The following is a 22941-nucleotide window of genomic DNA, read 5'->3' on the forward strand; positions in this document are numbered from 1 at the left end:
AATGATAATCTATAGGATTTGAAGAACTCATTTAGCTACGGTATAAGGCTAATATTTTCAAGTGCTAGGTAGTGAATTAATGGATAGCACTGACATAGTCTGCAAGGATGCGGATATCACGATCCGACAACTTCGAAGCTACTACTTGCATCATACCTTTATCACCTTCTTTAGCGGCATCATTGTAGCGCTTTTGATCATCACTAGCGACATCATCTTCACGGCCAGCAGCGCGGAATAGCTTAAGCTGAGTTGCAATATACTGAGCATGTTGACCCCCTAAACGTGGGAAAGCAGCCCAAATATTACCAGCAGCATCTGGACCATGACAACCCGCACAACCAATAACACCACGTGACTTATCGCCACCTAAGAATAACTTAGTCGCTTCTTGCGCAGTAGCTGGGTTAGCAAAACCTACTCCCCAAGCAGCTTGCTCAGTGTAGTAGCCAGCAACGTTAGCTAGATCTTGCTGAGACAAGTTAGCAACTTGCGCTTGCATGATACCGTTTTTGCGGTAGCCGGCTTTGAAGTTGACTAGTTGCTTATAAAGATACTTTACATTTTGGCCGCCTAAGTTAGGTTGAGCCGGAACTACACTTACTCCGTCAACACCATGACAAGCGGCACATTGTGCTTCTACAATTTGTTTACCTGCATTAGCGTCATATTCAGGAACAGTAATAGCAGCTTGTACGCTGAAACTTGCAATACATAAGCTGGCGGCAGCGATTAACTTTTTCATCTATATGAATCCTACTAACTTGGCGTAAGTATCCGTTAGCATAATTGCATTAACAAGACTCTATCTATACGATAGTAGGTAGCATTGCTCATAGAACAATTGCTACATTTTTAATCTTAGTAATCAACTACCCAAAAGTACTTACTGACATCAAGGTTTATTTACGATTATTATAGCAAGACTTTATAATATTTGCTTACCTAATCTTAGGAATATATTAGCCTATTCAGTTTTATATCTATATTCATTTTCAATGTCACTTGCTCATATATTCTATCAACTGCTTGTAATCTTCATCGCTACAATTATTACATAAGCCACCAGCAGGCATTTGAATCATACCGTTTTTTACTGACTCGATAAGCGCTGGCATGCCTTTTTGTTTCTTGAGCTGCTCCCATTTGACACTATCGCCCTTTTTGATAGCGTTTAAAGCCCCACTATTATGACAAGCTGCGCAAGAATCATTATAGATAGTAGCAATATCAGCAGCAGAAACCGGCGTTGCCATTGCTGTAGTTAATAAAACAGCGGCTATCCCACTAGTTAAAGTGCGACTGCTTAAAACGCTACTGATAGCGGCTGTCAATTGAGTTAATAGGCGCATAAGAGGCCTCCTTTAGCTGGATAACGATAAAAGGTACAGCGAATTGCTGTCTTCTCTTATATCTACTGGCTTGGCCTATATTGTAACAAATTATATTAACTTAATGTAGTGCTGCTTTGTTTAGCGGTGTTGAGAACTTTCTATAAGCGCCTATGGCGTTTAATGTTATGCTATAACTAATATGGTGTTCCTAGCTATTATTTCAACAGTTTCGGCTACACCTTTTATTAACTATCTGGATTATAGTTTACTATTAAATTGCCCGTAAATACTGATAGTTATCGCTAACAGTTGCTATAATATCTTTTTTTAGATCGGCAGCTAGTTTGAGATCGGCAGGTAGATAGTAATCAAAAGATAGGCACGTATACTGTGATGTCGAGACTCACTATCTTGCTAGCGCTCTACCCCTTACCTTTATCCAAGATTTATTTCGAATTTATATATATTAATGAGCCCTTTATGAGTACCCCGTATAAAGATGTTGTCGCTGAGCATGCGGCATTTAATACCAAAGCTCGCCAGCGCATACAACAAACTGAGTTTATGACTTCAGCGCCTACTTTTCGTCTGTGTCCACCCGATGCAGGTTTTGAAGTGGCCTTCGCTGGACGCTCAAACGCTGGTAAATCATCAGCAATCAATGCTCTAACCAATCAACGTCAGTTGGCACGCTCATCAAAGACCCCTGGTCGTACTCAGATGATCAACTTTTTCAGTATAGGCGATACTGATAGACGCCTAGTCGATCTTCCAGGCTATGGCTATGCTGCGGTACCACTAGAGATGAAAAAAGAGTGGCAAGTGGAGCTGGAGGAATATCTAGTATCACGCTCAAGCCTAGCTGGATTAGTGCTATTAACAGATATTCGTCATCCTCTAAAGTTTTATGACGAGCAAATGCTGCATTGGGCCAAAGAAGGTGAGCTACCAGTCCATATTTTACTCACTAAAGCGGACAAGCTAAAGTACGGAGCCTCTAAAAATGCGCTTCTCAATACGCGTAAGCAGCTAAAAAAATTAGGCCTAGACTGTACTACTCAGTTGTTTTCAGCTCTTAGAAAAGAAGGTTTAGATGAATTGGCTGGCGTCATGGGTAATTGGTATGACTATAAACTTACCGATGAAAAAGTATCGGCATCAGGCTTTAACCAGCAAACTGATCTGGCGTCGCTCAATGCGGCATTAGAGGCTGAATTAGAAGCGCAAGCTTTAGAAATACCTACAGTAACCACCGAACAGTCAACAGATAAATAGATAAATAATTTTTATTTACGGTTGTTAATTAGGCTGTAGTACAGATTATTTAGCAGTTGCTACGCATAGCCTTATTAAAAAATAAAAAGGGTTTATCGCTAATCACGATAAACCCTTTTTTATTGAGTATAGCTTATGGTAACACTTTAACCGCTAACCACTTTAAGCCCCTAACAACTTAACCAAAGCTTGTGGCGTAGTGACTTGATAAGTCGGTTGCTGGGCAGCAAGCTCGTGACTAGTAGCTGAGCCGTAGTCAACCGCAATACTAGTCATCCCCAACTGATTGGCCATTTGAATATCATAAATACTGTCACCAATATATACCGCATCAGATACTTGCTGCTGCGTATCATGCAAAATTTCAATCAGCATCTTAGGATCGGGTTTAGAGCCAGATTCATCAGCACAGCGGGTGACCACAAAATAATCGTGGCTGTTAGTAGCGCTCAATACTCGGTCTAAGCCGCGACGCTTTTTGCCAGTAGCTACGGCTAGCTGCTTACCTTGCTGTCGTAGGGTTTGCAACATCGCCTCGATTTGAGGAAAAAACGGCGTACAGTGACTGTTAGCGATGTAATGCTCGCTATAGCTATCTTGAATGGCTAGCTTCTGTGCAGCCGTTGCGCTAGGATACAGAATATCGATGCCTATGACTAAGCTTAAACCAATGATATCTTGCACTTGTTTATCAGTAGTAACAAATCCATGAGTCTCGCCAGCAATATGCATCGACTCGACGATTAGACCTATGGAGTCCATCAAGGTGCCATCCCAGTCAAAGATAATAAGTTTTTTGCTTGCTAAGCAATCAGCAGCTGATGGGGCACTAGCAAGTGGCTGTAAAAAAGTTTGTGTTGAAGTAGCAGCAGTAGCCGTTGCTGTAGGATTGGCTGTAGCTTCGCTCATAAACAGACCTTAATAAATAGGGTTAGCACCATGAAAGGATAATGTTGCAGGACGCTGTTAGCGACTAACAGTGATAAACTGACCCGTGCTCAATTAACAATGACAAAATACCGATAACAAACTCAGCTAAACCAATATTTAAAGCCAAGCTAGTAGCTTGGCTTTAATGTCTTATCAGAAAGGTTAGTCACTTATTTGGGCAATTCAGTCCCTTTTGGCAATAGTGCAGCGATATCTTCAGGTAGCGGAGCGGTGATAGTCTCATAACCTGGGATATCTAAGCGCCAAGCATGTAAGCATAAACGATGCACGCCAGACTTATCATGTACGTGATACTTATCATCGCCTAAGATAGCATGACCAATATGCGCCAAATGCACACGAATCTGATGAGTGCGGCCAGTTAATGGTTTGGCTTCTATCAGACTTATTGCCTGATTAAGATGCATAAAGCGACTGTGTACTACGATATCAGTTTGGCTTTCTTTGGCTTGTGGGTCCTGAGCATCCACTTTGACTCGGCGCTCACCACTAGCAAGCGTATAACGTAGCAATGGCGCATCGATGCGCTGCTCATTAAGTACTGGCTGCCCTTTTGCTAAGCATAAATAGTGCTTTTGAATAGTCTTGTCAACGAGATGCTGTTGCAGAGTTTTAAGTGCTGAGCGCTTTTTAGAGATCATCAGTAGACCTGAAGTATCTTTATCGATACGATGTACGAGTTCTAAGTACTTTTTACCAGTCGCTTCACGCATGGCTTCGATAACCCCGAAGTCAAGACCACTACCGCCGTGTACTGCAATACCTGAAGGTTTATTCAATACTAACAAGCCTTCGTCTTCATAGACCACACGCGACAATAGGCTTTTAGCAAACTCAGCGCTAATGATTGGTTTTTCGCGAGTCGCCAACTGTACTGGCGCGATACGGACAACATCTTCACGCTGCAGTCTATCATGCGCTTTACAACGCTTATTGTTGACTCGAATCTCATCTGAGCGAATCATTTTATAGATGTGTGATTTTGGCAAGCCCTTTAGACGATTCAATAAGAAATTGTCTAAACGTTGGTCATGCTGATGTCGAGTCACTTCTAAGTAATTGACCTTTTCAAAGTTGCCAATCTCATCATCAGCGCTTTGGGGACGAGTTTTACTATTGAAGATAACAGGAGCTTCGTGAACGGGTGCGTCATTTGTCATTTTGGAGTTCGTCATTTTTAGTTAGGTATTTGCATAAAGATTTGCTATAGTTTAGCATGTTGAATGCCAATTGAGCAGAGGTTGCGACAATAATCATTGTTGTAGTCGACTACTATTTTTATTGCTGAAGTTTTTATTCTAGTATTTTTCAATACTGATAAAGGCTGAGTAGCAATCAATATTTAATAGTAGTAAGGCTCTTGCTAACTTTATGCATTTCATCTGATTTTTAGGGCAAGGTTCTTACTGACATGTAAATCCCGCCCGACAAAGGGTATTTATACCTAATAGCTTTATATAACAATCGACCACTCGACTTAGTAATATAGGCGAATATGCTTATTTGTTAAACGATAACTTGATACCATTTACTCAATAAACGCATGACCACGACTTGACCTGCAATTTTTGCAACTTTGATTGGCACGCGCAGTTGAGCAAAAAATGATAAATTGAGGTTAGTGTTTCGCTGTTGCTTAAATATTAACGGTCAAACAGATAATAATAGTTAAACAATCGACAACTTATGCCCTAACTAGGCTAGGATTTTTATTTTGTTTGCCAAGTACGCCCCGTTGAATTTTTATACAGTGTTGATCTAATTAAAGATAAAACTAATATTTTGTAATACTGAACCAATTGATAAATAAATACTATTACTTATTTCTGAGCTTTTAGCTCTAAAGTACAACTGGATTATAACCGCCCTTATAAGCTTACAACTTATACTGATGACCGGCTACTATTACCATAGTGATAAAAAGTGACCAGCGATGTTGACTAGTAAGCCCCTTATCCTTCGGGTATGAACACTTACAAAATTTGCCAACGTCCTGTAAAGACTAGATGCTAACAGCCTTACACCCTGTTTAATTTATAGCCATTGCTAATAACGAAATCACTATGCTAGCGAGTAGGTAAAACCAGTCGAATCGGGTAGATAGCCTTGAGCGTCTAAGTAAGTTATTATTGACATTTTACGCTGAACTTTTAGCTCAGCACTGCCATGTAGCACTTACGTTTATGCCGGAGCTTTAGGTCAATATTCCTAGGCCAGACAGATAAGCCTATAGTTTATTTATTAGCTTTCAATAAATATTAGTAACCTTCTCAGCTTTACCCTTTTTTGCCACTGCTGCCACAAAGAAATCTAGTCGTTGTTTTGCGTACTCATAGGATACTATTATGAAACGCATTTTGATCAACGCTACTCAAAACGAAGAAATTCGTGTTGCCTTATGTAAAGGCAATCATCTCTACGATTTTGACTTAGAAAACCGTACCCGCGAACAAAAAAAATCCAACATTTATAAAGGCCACGTCACTCGTGTTGAGCCTTCACTAGAAGCTGTGTTTGTAGAATATGGCTCACAGCGTCAAGGGTTTCTGCCTATTCGTGAGATTTCTTCTGAATACTTGAGCGGTAATCCACGTGATGAAAACATCAAAAAGCTCATCAAAGAAGGCGATGAGCTAATCGTACAAGTTGAAAAAGAAGAGCGTGGCAATAAAGGCGCTGCCCTATCAACTTATGTTTCACTCGCTGGTCGTTATCTAGTATTAATGCCTAATAACCCTCGTGGTGGTGGCATATCACGTCAAATCTCTGGCAAACTTCGTGAAGACATGAAGCGTATGCTAGGCAGTCTTGATTTAGAAAAAGGTATGAGTGTCATCATTCGTACTGCTGGTATTGGCAAAACTCAAGAAGACTTACAACACGATCTAAACCATCTATTAAACATTTGGCAAGCCATTCAAGAGCAAAATCAAAAATATCCTTCACCACGTTTAGTGCATCAAGAAGCAGGCGTAGTTACTCGTGCTGTGCGCGATTATCTGCGTGATGACATCGCTGAGATCTGGATCGATAATGAAAACGCTTATATTGAAGCAGCTGGTTTCATCGATGCGGTAATGCCTAAACAAGCTGAAAAACTACGCAAATATACTGACTATGAGCCGATGTTTTCGCGTTTCAATATCGAAAAGCAAATCGAAACCGCTTATCAGCGTGAAGTTCGTCTGCCCTCTGGTGGCTCAATCGTCATTGATCAAACGGAAGCTTTGGTGTCTATCGATATCAACTCTGCTAAGTCAACTAAAGGCTCAGATGTCGCTGAAACCGCTTACCATACTAACCTAGAAGCCGCTGATGAGATCGCTCGTCAGCTGCGCTTGCGTGATATGGGTGGCTTGATTGTTATTGATTTTATTGACATGAATGACAACAAGCATCAAAAAGAAGTTGAAAAACGCCTGATAGATGCCACTAAATACGACCGAGCACGAGTACAATTTGGCGACATCTCTAAGTTCGGTTTGATGGAAATGAGTCGTCAGCGCCTACGCCCTTCATTAGAAGAGTCTACTGGCTATATCTGTCCTCGTTGTCATGGTAATGGCATGATTCGCGACTTGCGTTCGCTATCGCTATCTATCATGCGTCAGATTGAACAGATTGCCCTAAAAGAACGTCAAGGCGAAGTACAAGCTGAAGTGCCGACTGATATTGCTGCGTTTTTGCTAAACGAAAAGCGCGACAGCTTAGTTTATCTTGAGCAGGACAGCGGCACGCGTATTACTATCTTGCCGCATGCTCACCTTGAGTCACCCAATTTCAAGCTACACTTCAACCGTGATGGCTTTGCCCCATCGAGTTACGAGCGTATCACTGACACTCAGCAGCAAGAGCATAGCGATCTTGGCTATAATGTTGATTGGCAAACGGCTGAAAAAGAGCGCCCTGAACAGCAACCCACTCGTCAGCCGTTAAGAAACAGCGATAGTAAAAACGCTAGCCCAAACAGCCCTGCTACTAGCCCTCAGCAAAGTGGGCAAAATGCTAGTACGGTTAGCCATAGCAATGAGCATCGTAATAATAGTAAAAACAATAATACTACTGCTACGATGCCTACTAACGCTCAGCAGGATTCTGCTGTGTCGACTAACGTTCAAGTTGCAGCAGTAGCAGTAGCGGCTCAAAACCCTGTTACTCCAGCACAGCCACAGGCCGTTGCTTGGTTATCTAATCTGTTCGCTCAAGCACCACAAGCGCAAACCACTAGTAGTGTCAGCAGTCGTGATGCTGCTGAAGCTATCGAAACCTTAGTGAATACTGGGGCCAAAAGTTTAGGCTCATTTGGCCAAGTTGATAGCAGTGTGCTGACGCCTGCTCAAGGTTCAGTAGCCACTCAACCAGATGCTAGCCAAAATAATAATGATGAGCAGCCATCAGATAATACTCGTAAGCCAAGCACTCGCAATAATGAGGGTGACACTGATGAGAGCAGCGATGACAAAAGAAGACGCAAGTCACGCAAATCTAGATCATCAAAGCCACGTCAAAGAAGAGAGCAGCGCGACGATAACGATGCACTAGATAGTACAATTAGCGATAGCGATGCTGCTAATGACAGTGACAACGATACTAAATCGTCTAATGATCAAGACCAGCGTAATGACAGTCAACGCTCTGAAAATAGACGTCCAAACGATCGTAATCGCAATAATCGTCAAGACAGCAATCGTCAAGACAGCAATCGTCAAGACAGCAATCGTCAAGACCGTAGCACTGATGCCGATACTAATTCTGAGCGCAAAGACAGTACTACCGCCTCTGATGAGCAAGCTCGTGCTAAACGTAAGCCACACAGTCAACGTAGCTCACGCGGTACTCTTGAACGCAATGAGACTTTGACTACTGCCAGCACTAACAATGATGGCAAGCAAACCGCTAATGACAATCGTAATAGTCAATCGGCTGCTGCGCGTCGTAATCAGAATCCAAACGAGGTTGTGCTGCAAGTAAACGAAGCACCAGCAAAACTTAAATCGCCGGAAGTAGTGCATTTGTCTTTAGACGACAGCAAATCTACACGAATGAATCATAAGTCTGCTGCGCCGCAAAATGCTGAGCCTGCCGCTAAAATAGTTGAAGTAGCCAAAGATAATAAAACTACCTCACCTAGTGAAGCGAAACCGCGCAATGAGTCTGATAATGCCAAATCTGGTAATACTCAGTCTAGCAATGATAAAGGTGCTGATACAGATAGCAATATTGACAATAATATTAATACTAATATTGTTAATAGTATCGATACTGATGTTGATACTGATATTGTTAATAGTATCGATACTGATGTCGATACGGATACAGCACATCAATCAGCTGCTATCGATCAAACCCAAGCTGACTCTAGCGAAGATCAACTAGCTCAAGACAATGTTCAGCAAGCTAGCAGCGAACCAGTAGCGCCGCCAGAAACTACAACGACTCAACCTAAGCATAGCTCGCAGCCTAGTGACAATATTGCTAATACTGCCAGTACTGCCAATACCGATAGTCAAGCGCTAACTGAAGCAGTCTCAACACCAGTAGTCTCTACTGAAACTCCGCAAGCTGACACTCCTGTCACACAAAGCGTAGTTACAAAAAGCGAAGCGTCTGAAGCTACAGAAGCTAAAGCTATTGAAGAGCCTGCAAGCAAAGCAACTGACGTTGCTGAGAAGCCAGCTATTGAGCTGACTCATGAGGCCTTGTTCGCTAAGCGCTATGTGACGGCTAATAAGTTTGGCAAAGCCAGTAATGATCCTCGTATTATTCAGGCACAACAACTACAAGGCAAAAATCCAGCAGTAGCTGAGCAGCCAGTAGCGCCAAGCGCAGATAAGCCAGCTATTCGTGGTACGGTTGGCGATTTTATCCGCGCTACTCTAGCCGACGGCCAAACCCGTTTAGCTGATGAAGGAGTAATTAACTGTTTCATCGCTGCTATTGCTGAGTATAAGCACCAAGCAACCGCTCAAGTACAGAGCGCAAATGTTGTGACTGAGGATGCGCATAGCGCTAAAGCGGATGACAGTGATAGTAGCTTTAATTTTAGCAACTACGGTTATCAACCTTTGACAGCAGATTATGTGACTAGCTTTAAATCTATGACGGCCGCTGCTAGTCAGTTTGCAATGGAGCAAGGTAAAACTTCTGTACAGCCAAAGGCAGTGACTGCGCGTGCTAGTAATGATCCACGTGGTCAGCATCCTAGTTTTCAGCCACAGCAGGCTCAGCCACAAGATAGTGCTGAAGCTGAGCAAGTTGAAAATGTAGACTCATCAGCTGTTGAAGCCGTAGATGCCCATCAAGTTACTGCAACTGCATTAACTGGCGCCGCACAAGCCGAAGATGTTAGTACTGAAAGCGAGCAACTCCTACAAGCTGATGCTAACTTAAAGACTGCAAGTCATGAATCACTGGATGCTGAATTATCGGATGCTTCTGCAAACGCTTTGCCAGCTGAAGGCTCTTTACCAGCTGAAGGCTCTTTACCAGCTGAGGGCTATTTACCAGCTGAGGGCTCTTCACCAGCTGAAGGCTCTTCACCAGAGCTATCGGTAAAAGAGGATAGCCAAGCCAGCAAGTCAAAAACCACTATTGCTAGCTATAAGAACATGATTGAGAATGTGGCTGAGCAATTACTGCCACAAACAGGCATGTTTAATTTGACTACGGCAAAAGTACCAAAGGCTCGCACTCGTAAACCTAAGACTGAGCATAAGAAGCCTACACAAGCTGAGAAAGCAGAGACTGATGAGTCAGATAGTGAGAGTTAATAACTAGTACTCATTATTAGCAGATCCTAAACGTACGCAAGAAAAAGCCCCGAAACTCAATAGTTTCGGGGCTTTTTATATGCTATACGATAGACTGTACAGCGTTACTCATCTTAGTTATCATTGCTTATTTATAACTATTGATAGCACACTCTGGTAACCTCAAAGTGCCCTAGCTATCCTCATAACGGTTACTTTTAGCTTTAGTGAGCAGCTGATTTGCCACCGCGTATCTTGCCAATAATAGTAACAATAGCGACTACTATCACCCCTACTATTAAGCCGACTAAACCATTAAGTAAAGTAGTAGTTACTGTTTCGAATACTCCAGTTAAATGAGCAATATCTTCTACGCCATGATGCAAAAATCCTATACCGTGAACTAAGATCCCACCGCCTACTAAGAACATCGCTAAAGTACCAGCAATAGATAAGAACTTCATTAGCTTTGGCGCTGCTGCTAATAAAAAATCACCGATTTTTTGTTTAATATTACTGCTCTGTTTTTTGAGATAAAGGCCTAAATCATCTATCTTGACGATACCTGCAACTAGTCCATAAACCCCAATAGTGATTAAAATCGCTACAATAGATAGTACTAAGGTTTTGGTTAATAAATTTGCACCAGCCGCCGCCCCTAAGGTAATGACAATAATTTCTGCTGAGAGAACAAAGTCAGTACGTACTGCACCTTTTATTTTTTGCTTTTCAAAAGCTACCAAATCTATAGTGTCATCGGCATTAGCTTGTCGACGTGCATTCTGCTCTTCATCATGCGGTAGAATATGTGGCCAAAACCTATGAATAACTTTTTCCGCTCCCTCATAAGCTAAATATAATCCACCACACATCAATAAAAAAGTCACTAATGGGGGATATATAGTGCTGATCAATAACGCTGCTGGCACTAATATTAGCTTATTGATGAATGAGCCTTTTGCTACTGCCCAAACAACCGGTAGCTCACGATCTGCTTTGACTCCAGTGACTTGTTCAGCGTTGAGTGCTAAATCATCGCCTAATACCCCTGCAGTCTTTTTAGCAGCAACTTTAGTCATGACCGAAACATCATCTAATATTACACTGATGTCATCGAGCAGCATTAATAAACTAGCACCTGCCATAGATATTCCTTAATTGAGAGTGATTTGGATATATTGTTTACGAGTAGCCTGCATAGCTGCTATAACCTTAGGCCCAGCTTTTGCAATCATTTGGCAATAATGCTGTTAGTGACGATAGTTATAATAGTAAGCTTAGCGAATACAGACTGTTTATTATCAGTAGACTACCTATAGCGACGCTTATATTAAACAGTAACAATGTATTTTATTTTTATGGCTATGTTTCTTCTTGCTTGTATCTAGTGCCATTTAATTAGTGCTCATCTAGCTTATGACAACCTTAGCTGGTGCTACAGGATGTGCTTGGCTGCTATTTTAAAAAATATGTTAATATACAATGTTTTATTATTTCGCTAATAACCATCATATGCAAACATGTGCAAAAGTTATGCCGAATAAGTACAACGCTATTGCCAGCTAACTATTTTTAGTTTAAGTGCGGGTAAGAAAGTGACCACAACACTTATACTCTGTTAATAGAGACTTTTTTTAGACACTGATTTTATAGTAGCTGACGGCAACAATAGTCTTGTCCTCGTACCTACGATTTTTGCTTAGACTAGAGCACAGCTTTGATAAATCAGTAGCTATCAGCAGTAACTACTTGTGCAAGTTTAATCCTCCTTACTAGATTTTAGCTTAGCGTTTTATCGCTAGTATTATCTGCTTTACTTTTTATGTCATATTATTTTTTTGTATGATAGTTTTTTATATCACGTTTTTTATATCATATATAGGCACTTGGCCTACAGGAAACCTCTTATGTCCCTATTTTCAGCTACTAAAGCCCACTCAACTACTCAGAAGCTCTCTCGTAGTAAACTGACGCAGGCGATGATGAGTACGCTATTAGTCATTGCTGCAGTAGGTTGTTCAAATAAAGAGGCTGACGCTACTAATAATAATAGCGCTACTATTGATGCCGCCCCAACCACTCAAAATGCTAGCAACGTTGCAAAAGCCAGTGATCCTGCCGTAGTGACAGCATTACAGACCAACCTAAAAGCTTCTGGGATTGAAGAAAAAATTATCTCCGCAGTACCTACTGATATGCCAGGTATTTACTGGGTAACCGGTGAAGGGGTTCCACCATTTTTTGCCGATAAGTCAGGTAAACATATTATTCAAGGTCAAATTATTGCTGTGGGTCAGCAAACACCCGTAGATATCAGTGCTGCTCTAGTAGCTGCTACCGCTAAACAAGCTCTGACAGCAGTCGATAAAAAAGACATGATTATCTACCCAGCAGTAGGCAAAACTAAATCTGTGCTCTATGCCTTTACTGATGCCGATTGTGGCTACTGCCGTAAAATGCATGAAGAGATGGCTGATATCAATGCACGTGGTATAGAAGTGCGTTATTTAGCTTGGCCTCGCAGTCAAGAAACTATCCCTAAAATGGAAGCCATTTGGTGTAGTGAAGATCGTAATGCCGCTATGGATCAAGCAAAGATGGGCGCTAGTGTGCAAGGGCCTAGTTGTAAAAACCCTGTTGAACAGCAGCTGGCCTTAGGGGCAGCGCTCGGTGTACGTGGGACCCCTGCGGTATTTACTGAAACGGGCGAGCAAGTTGGTGGTTATCTACCAGCAGCGCAACTGGCACAAGCACTTGGCATTAGCTAAAAAGCATTAGTTGAAAAGTATTACTCAAAAGCTATCAAATGTAAGCTTTTAGGGGTTAGTCGATACCTTATCTACTGACCCTTTATTCTAGCAACGCTTTAGTGATTGCAGATGCTTGGCGATATGATACGATAAAGCAAGATGCCGATCAGCTTGTTACTAAGCATGCTATTATCAGTATAGAGCTATAACAATACAACTGTTAACATTAAGCTATAAAAACTAAGCTGTTACTACCTTTGCACCCTAATTATTAGGGGTCTAAGCGTTAATCAGCCTAATTATTGACTCCACTTCCCCCTTATTTCTATTTAATTACTTTTTATTAATCTAATCTCTTGAGGATACTGTGAGCAAATCCATCAAACTAGCGATACTAGGCCTAGGTACTGTCGGTACAGGCGTCATCAATCTAATCAGCGATAATTTAGACGAACTAAAGCGTCGCAGTGGTCGTGATATTATTATCACCGAAGTCGGCACCCGTCGTCAGCGTGATGATATTGATCCTGATATCACCCAAAATAGTGATTTAATGGCTATTGCGGCTAGTGATAATGTTGATATCGTTATCGAAGTGATTGGCGGTACTACTCTTGCCAAAGACATCATCTTGCACGCTATCAAAAATGGCAAACATGTAGTCACTGCTAATAAAGCGCTACTTGCCGAACATGGTAATGAGATATTTGCCTTAGCTGAAGCTAATAATGTGCATGTAGCTTATGAAGCAGCAGTGGCCGGTGGCATTCCTATAATCAAAGTCATGCGCGAAGCTTTAGCGGCTAACAAGGTTGACTGGCTGGCGGGTATTATTAATGGTACTGGCAACTTTATCATGACTGAGATGCGTGACAAGGGTCGTCCGTTCGCTGAAGTACTAGCTGAGGCTCAGGAGCTTGGTTATGCCGAAGCGGATCCTACATTCGATGTCGAAGGTATCGATGCGGCGCACAAACTAGCACTTCTCGCCTCCATCGCTTTTGGTATTCCATTACAGTTTGACCAAGTGTACTGTGAAGGTATTACTGATATTACTTTGCAAGATGTCAATTATGCTGAAGAGCTAGGCTATCGTATCAAGCACGTAGGCTTTGCAGTACGTCGTGATGGCAACGCTAATAGTGATGGTACTGACCAAACTCATTCAGATAGTGCCGGTATTGAGCTACGTGTTCATCCTACTTTGATTCCGCAGAATACTTTATTAGCTAATGTTAATGGAGTCAAAAACGCGGTATTGGTTAACTCGCATCCGCTTGGACAAACTTTGTACTATGGCGACGGTGCCGGTGCTGGGGCGACGGCTTCAGCAGTAATGGCTGACGTGATGGATTTAGTTCGTGTACTAGGTTCAGAAGCAGATAGTAGTCATAGTGAAACTAATCATGGCCATCATGTTCCTCATTTAGGTTTTATACCTGATCAACTATCAGATACGCCAATATTGCGCGCAGAACAGATGATTACTGGCTACTATCTACGTGTGCACGCTTATGATAACCCTGGGGTATTGGCAGATATTACTCGTATCTTGAGTGATGCCGGTATCAATATCGACGCAATTTTGCAGAAACCTGCGCATAAACTTGGGCAAGTGCCAGTTATTATTCTGACTTTACCGGTAGTTGAAAGCCAAATGAATTTGGCTATCGAAAAGATTGAAAAACTAGAAGCAACTACTGGTAAAGTCATACGTATTCGCTTGGATGAGTTGGCTTAATATTGACCGACAGGTGCGCACTATAATAAACATTTGCCGTCAAAACTTGTTATAACAGGTTTAAACCTAGCTCATTACTAGACTAATCAATTTATAAAAGTGTAAAAATAAGGGAAATAACCATGTTGAATGATGCAGTTGTTATTGTTAATGGCGCACGTACACCAATGGGTGCTTTTCAGGGTGCCTTAAAAGACGTCAGTGCAACAGATCTAGGGGCGGCGGCAATCAAAGCAGCGGTCGATCGTGCTGGAGTCAATGTCGATAGTATTGATGAAGTGATTATGGGCTGTATTTTGACTGCTGGTCTTGGTCAAGGTCCTGCTCGTCAAGCAATGCGCAAAGCAGGTCTCAATGATGCTACTGGTGCTGTGACTATCAATAAGCTTTGTGGCTCTGGTCTTAAAGCTGTGATGCAAGCTCATGATGGCATTAAAGCTGGCAGTTTCAATGTTGCGGTCGCTGGCGGTATGGAATCGATGACTAATGCTCCTTATATTATGCCAGGCGCGCGTAGTGGCTACCGTATGGGTCACAAAGAAGTCAAAGATCATATGTTTTTGGACGGTTTAGAAGATGCGGAAACCGGCAAGCTTATGGGTCAATTCGCTCAAGAGATGGCCGACCAAAAGGGCTATACCCGTGAGCAGATGGACGAATTTGCCATTGAATCCTTAACTCGCGCGTTAACGGCTATCAACGACGGCCACTTTAAAAATGAAATCACTGCGGTGACTTTTAAGACTCGTAAAGGTGAAAAGACAGTCGATACCGATGAAGAGCCGGCTTTAGCAGATGCCGAACGTATTCCTACTCTGCGTCCAGCTTTTTCTAAAGACGGTACTATTACTGCAGCTAATGCCAGTTCTATCTCAGATGGGGCTGCAGCTGTAGTGGTCATGCGAGAATCACAAGCTAAAGCTGAAGGCTTAGACTATCAAGCACGTATCATTGCTACTGCTTCAAACTCGCGCCATCCTAGTGAATTCACTATTGCTCCTATCGGCGCTATCGAAAAAGTATTAGCCAATGCTGGTTGGTCGGTTGCCGATGTCGATCTTTGGGAAATCAATGAAGCTTTTGCTATGGTAACTATGGTGACTATGCAAGAACTAGCTATTGACCATGCCAAAGTAAATATCGAGGGTGGTGCTTGTGCTTTAGGGCATCCGGTAGGGTGCTCTGGCGCTCGTATCTTGATCACCTTAATGCACTCGTTACAGCGTACAGGTGGCAAAAAAGGCGTAGCTACTCTATGTATCGGCGGCGGCGAAGCAGTAGCGGTAGCTATCGAACTGCCTTAATAACCTTTTATAACTGCTTCAGTTTTTTATAACTGCTTTAGGTTTTCATAACTGCCTTAGCCTTAAATTAGTAACTGTGGTTGTAATAACTATTTTTACGTAGAGCTTAAAGCCCCTTTATCTTATATATTTTTAATAACCGCAGCGGTTTATTCGTTGCGGTTTTTTAATTTCTCAAGAAAAATTGCTACGGTCTTATAACACTGTAAGAATACGTTAACTTATACAAGTGCGATGTTATTTCGTTTACAGCCTATTACACGCATTTACGTCTAATGCACACTTTGCTACCTCGCTCATATATCCCATCAAAAAACTGAATGCTATTATCATTGCAAGTTCAAGTTAATGCAAAAGCAGCTATTTGAGATGGCTATTAAAAATTTATAAAAAGTCATTGAGTTGTTGCGATATTAATAATAGCTAAAGCAGTAGTTTCGGTTATTAGCTATTGATAGCATTAAATGTATTTAATAGTGTTTTTACTTAGTATTATTTTTAACGCTATCGTTTTGAGACAAGATTTTAATAATCGTTTTTATACTTTACTTATAATTTATATATAAAAGGAAGAAAATAATGAGTCAATTAATTCGTTTACAAGATATCCAAGCTACTCAACGTGACCTAATTGGTGATGATTACTACGATCCAACAGGCAAAACTGCTTATGGCGTTAATGAAGAAAAGATTGGTAAAATTGATGGCGCTTTAGTAGAAGATACTACTGGCCGTATCCGTTATTTAATCGTTGACGCAGGTGGTTGGTTCAGCTCAAAAGAAGTGTTAGTACCAGCAGGTTTAGCTCGTATCGTTGGTGATGATGTATTCTTTGATAGCTTAACTAAATCACAAGTAGAAGCCATGGAGCAGTACGACCATGACTATCAGTATAGCTATAAAGAGCAGTATGAGAACGATCGCAAAACTTTTGTTGCTGATACTATCCCTACAGAAGAGCGTATGGACATTACTGATACCTCTTACAATGCGCCAAACACTTTAGAGCTGTTAGAAGAACGTTTAACAGTAAATAAAGACCGTATTGTAGCTGGTCTAGTAAAAGTAGGTAAGCATGTAGTTACTGAAGAACGTAATGTAGAAGTAGAGCTTGAAGAAGAGCATGCTCATATTGAACGTACTAACGTAGATCGTCCAACTGATCGTCGTATTGGTGATGCTAACGGTAATGAAACTGTTGAAGTACAGTTAGAAGCAGAGCGTGCTAACGTTGCTAAGCAAACTTTCGTCACTGAAGAAGTAAATGTAGGCAAAACTACTCAAAGCCATACTGAAACTATCGTAGAAACTATTCAGCGTGAAGAGTTAAACATCGATCGTGATGGTAATGTAGTTGATGCCAATGGTTCATTATACGAAAACGATAGTATCACTGCTGAAGATGTACGTAGAGCTCGTGGTATGTAATAAGCTAAAGGTTAGCTGCCTAATTTATTTTATTAGACCGTTAACCGTTAAGTACAGTTATTAGTTAGTACTGTTACTTATATTACTTAGCAAATTAAGGCCAGAGCCTGTCTCTGGTCTTTTTTTGTGTCAGACTCATAATGTAATTCTTTGCAGTAATCTATGCTAAGTTGAGTAGTCAACTAAGTTGCTCAATACCTTTAGTCTTTACCAAGGCATAGCTTTAACTTTGACAAAGATTTTTACCTTAGCGCTAATTTTATTTTCTATTAATAATTTATATCTGCAATAATACTAGTATGAATAATTATACTAAATTGAGTGGTCAACTAAGTTATTCAGCAACTTTAATCTTTGCAAATGCATAGCATTAATTTTGACAAAAATTTTTATCTTAGCGCTTATTTTATTTTCTATTAATAATTTTTATCTATAGCATTACTGGTATTAATAATAAAAGCTCTTTGATAACGATACTGTACCGACTATAAAAAATATACTAACCATAAGGATTTGAATAATGACTATCAATAATAATCTAAACGAGCATCCTACTCTATCCCCTACCGATGCTGATAACAACGCTATGCTTACTGATAGAAGCGCTGATAATAAACTGCCAGCACCTGACTATGCTGCAGACAAAGCAAAAATGGCTATGAACACTGGTGATGGTTATCTAGAACTTTTAGAAGAGCGTCCAATAGTTAATAAAGAGCGCTTAGATATTGGCCGAGTCACTGTGACTAAGCATACTCGCACTAAAACTATTGAAGTGCCTATTGAGTTGATTGAAGAATATATTACTGTGCAAACTGAGTATCATGACGCTGAGAGTCAAGATCTGTTATCAGGCAGCTACGACGATAAAGACATCTTACGCCATGTCGAGCCTTCATTAGCTAGTAATGCCGTGATAACGATAAATGATAAGCAAGTCAGCATCGGTGATGCTCCTATTGAAATTATCATCTCTCGTCAAGTGGCTACTATCACCAAAGAAACTTATGCCATTCAGGAAGTTGCTATTAGCAAGAGTGTTCATACTCATGTCGATAATATAGCTATTGAATTGAAACATGAAGAGCTTGATGTCCGTGAAGAAGGGTTCTTGGATCATAACAATACCCCTCTTACTAAGTAGTCACGATGCTAAGTAGTTAAGATCATCAGTAGTTAAGATCACCAGTATTTACTCCTATGATCTATATTTTTAGCTACAAGCTTTGAATTCTAGGATAGCCCTAGTTGTAACCCTTGATCCTAAAAAATGCCAATAAAAAAGCAACGATTACGTTGCTTTTTTATTGCTAATTATTGAGGTACTCTTAGAAACTCAACAAGCTATTAAACTTGTAATTAGCCAGATTTATTACACTGGTAAGTTTCAACTTTGGATGCATCGGCACCTGCAGTACGTATTACGCCAGTTTCACGTTCGGTATGAGCGACTCGCCACTGTACAAATCCTTGCGTACCATCCATTGCTGTCGCACCTTCAAACACTTCAGGATTAGAACCTTCGTTGGTCTGCTCTAAACTAACTGTCCCTTTATTAGTCACTAGCACTACCGAGTTTTCTTCATCTTTATAAGTTGCTTGTACTTTAAGCTCAGGTGAGCATAAATAGACCATTTGAGTAACGCCAGTATTCACTGAAGCGATAGTGTCATCTGCTACTTCACTTTCTGGGGCATCATCAGCCGCCACTACTATATCATTTGGCTCTGCAGGATCTGCAGACATAGGTACTGGCTGTTCAGCATTAATATCATTTTCTGAGCTTGCTTCTGGTTCTGGCTGTTGCTGACAAGCGCTAATGCTGATCATACTAGCTAATAAACCCGCAGTAACAACAGACGACCGGATTTTTTTTAGTGATGCTAAATTCATATCCTACTCCTACATTGATAGGCTAAATACTATAGCGTGTCCAACTATTAACGCCTACTTGCAATTTGTAAGCAATGATTGTTTAACACGCCCCAAATAACTATACAGTAGATTGCCCACTCGCTAAACAAAAAAATGCCCATCACTATTATTAGCAATGGACACTATATAATCAGCAGTAACCTTGTTAACTTATGATGCTAAAGGCACTATCTACTAAATCTTACCGTGACACTGTTTATACTTAAGGTTTGATCCACAAGGACAAGGAGCATTACGACTAACATTCATATGGCTATAAGGGTTTGGCTCAGCATTGTCTACATTATTATTGGCAGTAGCAGCACTACCACTAAGATTAACGCTCATATTACCGTTATTACGCGCAGGCTGAGTACCTTGGCTAGTATCAGCTAACTGTTGAACCTCGACATTGATACCACTAGTATCGGTATGCTCGAATTGCATTTGCATACGCTCACGATCAGCACGTTGCTGGGCTTCTAGTGCCTCTAACTCTGCTTTGCTAGGAATATGCACTCGCGACAGATCTTGTACTGTTTCTGACTTGATAGCGGCGAGCATCATTTGGAACAGCTCGAACGATTCACGCTTGTATTCTTGCTCTGGGTTCTTTTGCGCATAGCCACGTAAGTGAATACCTTTACGCAACTGATCCATTTGAGTCAAATGCTCTTTCCAATGCTTATCTAAGCTTTGCAGCATAAAATGACGCTCAAGTTGAGCGGCGCTCTCCTCACCCATTTGCTCACGGCGTTGATGATAGTGCTCCAGCGCAGTTTCAACAATTTTTGCTCGCAAGCCTTCTTCATCCAGACGACGATCTTGATCTAACCAATCGTTAATCGGCATATACAACTTAAATTCGTTTTCAAGCTCATCCTCTAAGCCATCGATATTCCACTGGTCATCGATTGAACCTGGTGGAATAAACTGATTGATCATAGCGTTATAAACTTCTTTAGTCATCACTTCAATAGCGACTAAAAGATCTGTTTCGGCAAGTAGGTCATCACGCTGACCATAAATGACTTTACGCTGGTCATTAGCAACATCATCGTATTTTAGTAGATTTTTACGCGCATCAAAATCGCGACTCTCAACTTTACCTTGCGCATTTTCAATAGATTTAGACACCATTTTATGTTCAATAGCTTCGTCCTCTTTTAGACCCATGGCGCGCATCATGTTGACTACTCGATCACCAGCAAAGATACGCATCAAGTCATCTTCTAATGATAGGAAGAAACGTGACATACCTGGATCTCCTTGACGACCGGCACGACCACGCAATTGGTTATCAATGCGACGTGATTCATGACGCTCAGAACCGATAATATGTAGGCCGCCTGCCGCAACTACTTGGTCATGCTTAATCTGCCATTGAGCTCTTAGACGTTTCATCTCTTCTGGACTGACAGATTCAGGATCTTCAATGAAAGACTGCCAGTTACCACCTAAGATAATGTCGGTACCACGACCGGCCATGTTGGTTGCGATAGTGACCGCCTTAGGACTACCGGCCTGTGCAATGATTTCAGCTTCACGCTCATGTTGCTTTGCGTTTAGAACGTTATGTTTCACACCTTCTTGATCGAGTAAATACGATAATTCTTCACTGGCCTCAATAGTGGCAGTACCCACTAGTACGGGCGCTCCTTTGGCTTGAATCTCTTTTATCTCACGAATAATACCTTGGTATTTACCCAGCTTAGTCAAAAATATTTGATCATCTAGATCGACCCGTGCAATCGGCATATGAGTTGGAATAACAATTACATCCAAATCATAAGTTGACTTAAACTCTGCCGCTTCTGTATCAGCAGTACCTGTCATGCCCGATAACTTGTCATAGAGACGGAAAAAGTTCTGAAAAGTAGTAGTCGCTAGCGTCTGGTTCTCAGCTTGGATTTCAACACCTTCTTTGGCTTCAACCGCTTGATGCAGACCCTCTGACCAGCGACGGCCCGGCATAGTACGACCAGTGTTTTCATCGACAATGACCACTTCGCCATCATCAACAATATAGTGGACGTTTTTCACAAAAATATGATGGGCACGAATAGCAGCTTGTACGTGAGCCAATAGGGGTAATCGACTAGGGCTGTAGAGACTTTCTTCAGGACCTAACTCACCGACTTCGATCAAAAAGCTCTCTATTTTTTCATAGCCTTTTTCGCTGATTTCTATCTGACGGTTCTTTTCATCGATCCAGAAGTCTTCTTCTTCATTATTCTTATTGGCCTCTTCATCTTTTGAGCGTACTAATAGCGGAATAATATTATTGATCAGCGCATACATTCGTGATGAGTCTTCGGCTTGGCCTGAGATAATCAGCGGCGTACGAGCTTCATCAATTAAGATAGAGTCGATCTCATCGATGATACAATAGTTTAAAGGACGTTGCTTTTTGTCTTTTAAACTAAAGACCATATTATCGCGCAGGTAATCGAAGCCATACTCGTTGTTCGTACCATAAGTGATATCAGCTTGATAGGCGTCGACTTTTTCTTGTCCAGGCTGCTGCGAGTAGATAACGCCAACTTTTAGACCCAAAAAGTTAAATAAAGGACGGTTCAAGTCGGCATCACGAGCGGCTAGATAATCATTGACTGTGACTACATGGACGCCTTTGCCACTGATACCATTTAGATAAATGGCTAAAGTAGCCATCAAAGTTTTACCTTCACCGGTCTTCATTTCAGCGATCTTGCCTTCATGCAAGGTGATACCACCGATTAGCTGCACATCATAATGGCGCATGCCAGTGATACGTAACGAGGCTTCACGGCAGACCGCAAAAGCTTCTGGCAGTAATGCATCTAAACTCTCGCCTTTTTTGAAGCGCTCTTTGAACTCCACGGTTTTCTGTTGTAGCTGTTCATCAGATAAGGCTTGTGTAGCAGCCTCATGAGCGTTAATTTTGGTGACTACTCGACGCATGCGCTTTAGTTCACGGTCATTCTTCGTACCAACAACACTACCTACAATCTTTGATAACATAATTTTTAACCTATAAGAATATTTGATGATTAACGTTCAGTAGTCGAAGCTGAGCCCGCCGTTTTATTATCACTGTCGTTATTCGACTATTATTAGCAGGGTAGCTTGCTTGACTATCATTACTGGTATTATTAGTGCTACTTGCCCGTTTGACCGTTGGTAACTGACAATCATTATTTGATTAATATTCGTCAACTGGCTAACCAGATAATCACCTGACTAGCCGTCTATTAAGGATGCCGACATTATATATGGTTATGATGCTGTTGGATACAAGGGCAATAAGCAGATATTTGCTGAGGCGAATTAGCACTTAGGCATGTTAAAATAGCTTTTATTATTATCAATTTACAGCTTTACTTAGTCGCTTATTTACTTCCACACTTGCCCTTACCTAGTAAAACTATTTTTTCAATAGCAACAAATAAACGATCTAAGGATGTTCAAATCTACCTTGTTAGAACACCCTTATTAGAAATAGAAGAGACTGTG

At 41.2% G+C, this 22941-nt stretch carries 14 protein-coding genes; 7 read left to right on the forward strand and 7 right to left on the reverse strand.

Annotation, left to right across the window (positions count from 1 at the left end; translation table 11 throughout):
- Nucleotides 1-76: 76 nt before the first annotated feature.
- Entirely contained in the window at nucleotides 77-745 is a 669-nt protein-coding gene (locus tag KZA12_RS03665) for a cytochrome c (protein WP_201621761.1), read from the reverse strand.
- Nucleotides 746-1001: 256 nt separating this feature from the next.
- Nucleotides 1002-1352 (reverse strand): c-type cytochrome, encoded by a 351-nt coding sequence (locus KZA12_RS03670; protein ID WP_201621760.1) that lies wholly within the window; start codon nucleotides 1350-1352, stop codon nucleotides 1002-1004.
- 462 nt (nucleotides 1353-1814) lie between these two features.
- On the opposite strand from KZA12_RS03670, the gene yihA reads away from it, so the two are divergent.
- Nucleotides 1815-2609 (forward strand): ribosome biogenesis GTP-binding protein YihA/YsxC, encoded by a 795-nt coding sequence (yihA, locus tag KZA12_RS03675; RefSeq protein ID WP_256932813.1) that lies wholly within the window; start codon nucleotides 1815-1817, stop codon nucleotides 2607-2609.
- Between the two features lie 162 nt (nucleotides 2610-2771).
- On the opposite strand, the gene KZA12_RS03680 is transcribed toward yihA, so the two are convergent.
- Together KZA12_RS03680 and KZA12_RS03685 are read right to left on the reverse strand one after the other, a co-directional pair.
- A complete protein-coding gene (locus KZA12_RS03680) occupies nucleotides 2772-3518 on the reverse strand; it encodes an HAD family hydrolase (protein ID WP_218689267.1) in 747 nt (248 codons plus the stop codon).
- 191 nt (nucleotides 3519-3709) lie between these two features.
- Nucleotides 3710-4720 carry an RluA family pseudouridine synthase gene (locus tag KZA12_RS03685; protein WP_201621758.1) on the reverse strand — a complete coding sequence of 337 codons (1011 nt, stop codon included), beginning with the start codon at nucleotides 4718-4720 and terminating at the stop codon, nucleotides 3710-3712.
- Nucleotides 4721-5905: 1185 nt separating this feature from the next.
- Here KZA12_RS03685 and KZA12_RS03690 point away from each other — a divergent pair.
- Complete coding sequence (locus tag KZA12_RS03690) at nucleotides 5906-10330, forward strand: Rne/Rng family ribonuclease (RefSeq protein WP_218689268.1); 4425 nt, start codon at nucleotides 5906-5908, stop codon at nucleotides 10328-10330.
- Between the two features lie 203 nt (nucleotides 10331-10533).
- Here KZA12_RS03690 and KZA12_RS03695 read toward each other — a convergent pair whose 3' ends face one another.
- A complete protein-coding gene (locus KZA12_RS03695; protein ID WP_201621756.1) occupies nucleotides 10534-11454 on the reverse strand; it encodes a DUF808 domain-containing protein in 921 nt (306 codons plus the stop codon).
- A gap of 762 nt (nucleotides 11455-12216) precedes the next feature.
- Between KZA12_RS03695 and KZA12_RS03700 the strand changes: the two genes are divergently transcribed.
- The 5 genes from KZA12_RS03700 (at nucleotide 12217) to KZA12_RS03720 (ending at nucleotide 18676) form a co-directional block, all read left to right on the forward strand.
- Entirely contained in the window at nucleotides 12217-13077 is an 861-nt protein-coding gene (locus KZA12_RS03700) for a DsbC family protein (protein WP_201621755.1), read from the forward strand.
- 349 nt (nucleotides 13078-13426) lie between these two features.
- Nucleotides 13427-14800, forward strand: a complete 1374-nt coding sequence (locus KZA12_RS03705; RefSeq protein WP_201621754.1) for a homoserine dehydrogenase — start codon at nucleotides 13427-13429, stop codon at nucleotides 14798-14800.
- Nucleotides 14801-14922: 122 nt separating this feature from the next.
- Nucleotides 14923-16104 (forward strand): acetyl-CoA C-acyltransferase, encoded by a 1182-nt coding sequence (locus KZA12_RS03710; protein ID WP_373416577.1) that lies wholly within the window; start codon nucleotides 14923-14925, stop codon nucleotides 16102-16104.
- A gap of 579 nt (nucleotides 16105-16683) precedes the next feature.
- Nucleotides 16684-17532, forward strand: coding sequence for a DUF2382 domain-containing protein (locus KZA12_RS03715; RefSeq protein WP_216581351.1), 849 nt, complete (start codon nucleotides 16684-16686; stop codon nucleotides 17530-17532).
- Nucleotides 17533-18052: 520 nt separating this feature from the next.
- The gene (locus tag KZA12_RS03720; protein ID WP_218689269.1) at nucleotides 18053-18676 is read left to right on the forward strand and encodes a YsnF/AvaK domain-containing protein; all 624 of its coding nucleotides are present in this window, start codon (nucleotides 18053-18055) and stop codon (nucleotides 18674-18676) included.
- A 215-nt stretch (nucleotides 18677-18891) separates the two neighbouring features.
- On the opposite strand, the gene KZA12_RS03725 is transcribed toward KZA12_RS03720, so the two are convergent.
- The gene (locus tag KZA12_RS03725; RefSeq protein ID WP_218689270.1) at nucleotides 18892-19425 is read right to left on the reverse strand and encodes a hypothetical protein; all 534 of its coding nucleotides are present in this window, start codon (nucleotides 19423-19425) and stop codon (nucleotides 18892-18894) included.
- 216 nt (nucleotides 19426-19641) lie between these two features.
- Nucleotides 19642-22449 (reverse strand): preprotein translocase subunit SecA, encoded by a 2808-nt coding sequence (secA, locus tag KZA12_RS03730; RefSeq protein ID WP_218689271.1) that lies wholly within the window; start codon nucleotides 22447-22449, stop codon nucleotides 19642-19644.
- Nucleotides 22450-22941: the final 492 nt, after the last annotated feature.

It is taken from the genome of Psychrobacter sp. BF1, assembly GCF_019279065.1.
GTDB classification, from domain to species: domain Bacteria; phylum Pseudomonadota; class Gammaproteobacteria; order Pseudomonadales; family Moraxellaceae; genus Psychrobacter; species Psychrobacter urativorans.

What these genes read in the sequence shown, in the direction of transcription:
- KZA12_RS03665 (WP_201621761.1), bottom strand. Translation starts at nt 745, where the DNA reads ATGAAAAAGTTAATCGCTGCCGCCAGCTTATGTATTGCAAGTTTCAGC.
- KZA12_RS03670 (WP_201621760.1), bottom strand. Translation starts at nt 1,352, where the DNA reads ATGCGCCTATTAACTCAATTGACAGCCGCTATCAGTAGCGTTTTAAGC.
- yihA (WP_256932813.1), top strand. Translation starts at nt 1,815, where the DNA reads ATGAGTACCCCGTATAAAGATGTTGTCGCTGAGCATGCGGCATTTAAT.
- KZA12_RS03680 (WP_218689267.1), bottom strand. Translation starts at nt 3,518, where the DNA reads ATGAGCGAAGCTACAGCCAATCCTACAGCAACGGCTACTGCTGCTACT.
- KZA12_RS03685 (WP_201621758.1), bottom strand. Translation starts at nt 4,720, where the DNA reads ATGACAAATGACGCACCCGTTCACGAAGCTCCTGTTATCTTCAATAGT.
- KZA12_RS03690 (WP_218689268.1), top strand. Translation starts at nt 5,906, where the DNA reads ATGAAACGCATTTTGATCAACGCTACTCAAAACGAAGAAATTCGTGTT.
- KZA12_RS03695 (WP_201621756.1), bottom strand. Translation starts at nt 11,454, where the DNA reads ATGGCAGGTGCTAGTTTATTAATGCTGCTCGATGACATCAGTGTAATA.
- KZA12_RS03700 (WP_201621755.1), top strand. Translation starts at nt 12,217, where the DNA reads ATGTCCCTATTTTCAGCTACTAAAGCCCACTCAACTACTCAGAAGCTC.
- KZA12_RS03710 (WP_373416577.1), top strand. Translation starts at nt 14,923, where the DNA reads ATGTTGAATGATGCAGTTGTTATTGTTAATGGCGCACGTACACCAATG.
- KZA12_RS03715 (WP_216581351.1), top strand. Translation starts at nt 16,684, where the DNA reads ATGAGTCAATTAATTCGTTTACAAGATATCCAAGCTACTCAACGTGAC.
- KZA12_RS03720 (WP_218689269.1), top strand. Translation starts at nt 18,053, where the DNA reads ATGACTATCAATAATAATCTAAACGAGCATCCTACTCTATCCCCTACC.
- KZA12_RS03725 (WP_218689270.1), bottom strand. Translation starts at nt 19,425, where the DNA reads ATGAATTTAGCATCACTAAAAAAAATCCGGTCGTCTGTTGTTACTGCG.
- secA (WP_218689271.1), bottom strand. Translation starts at nt 22,449, where the DNA reads ATGTTATCAAAGATTGTAGGTAGTGTTGTTGGTACGAAGAATGACCGT.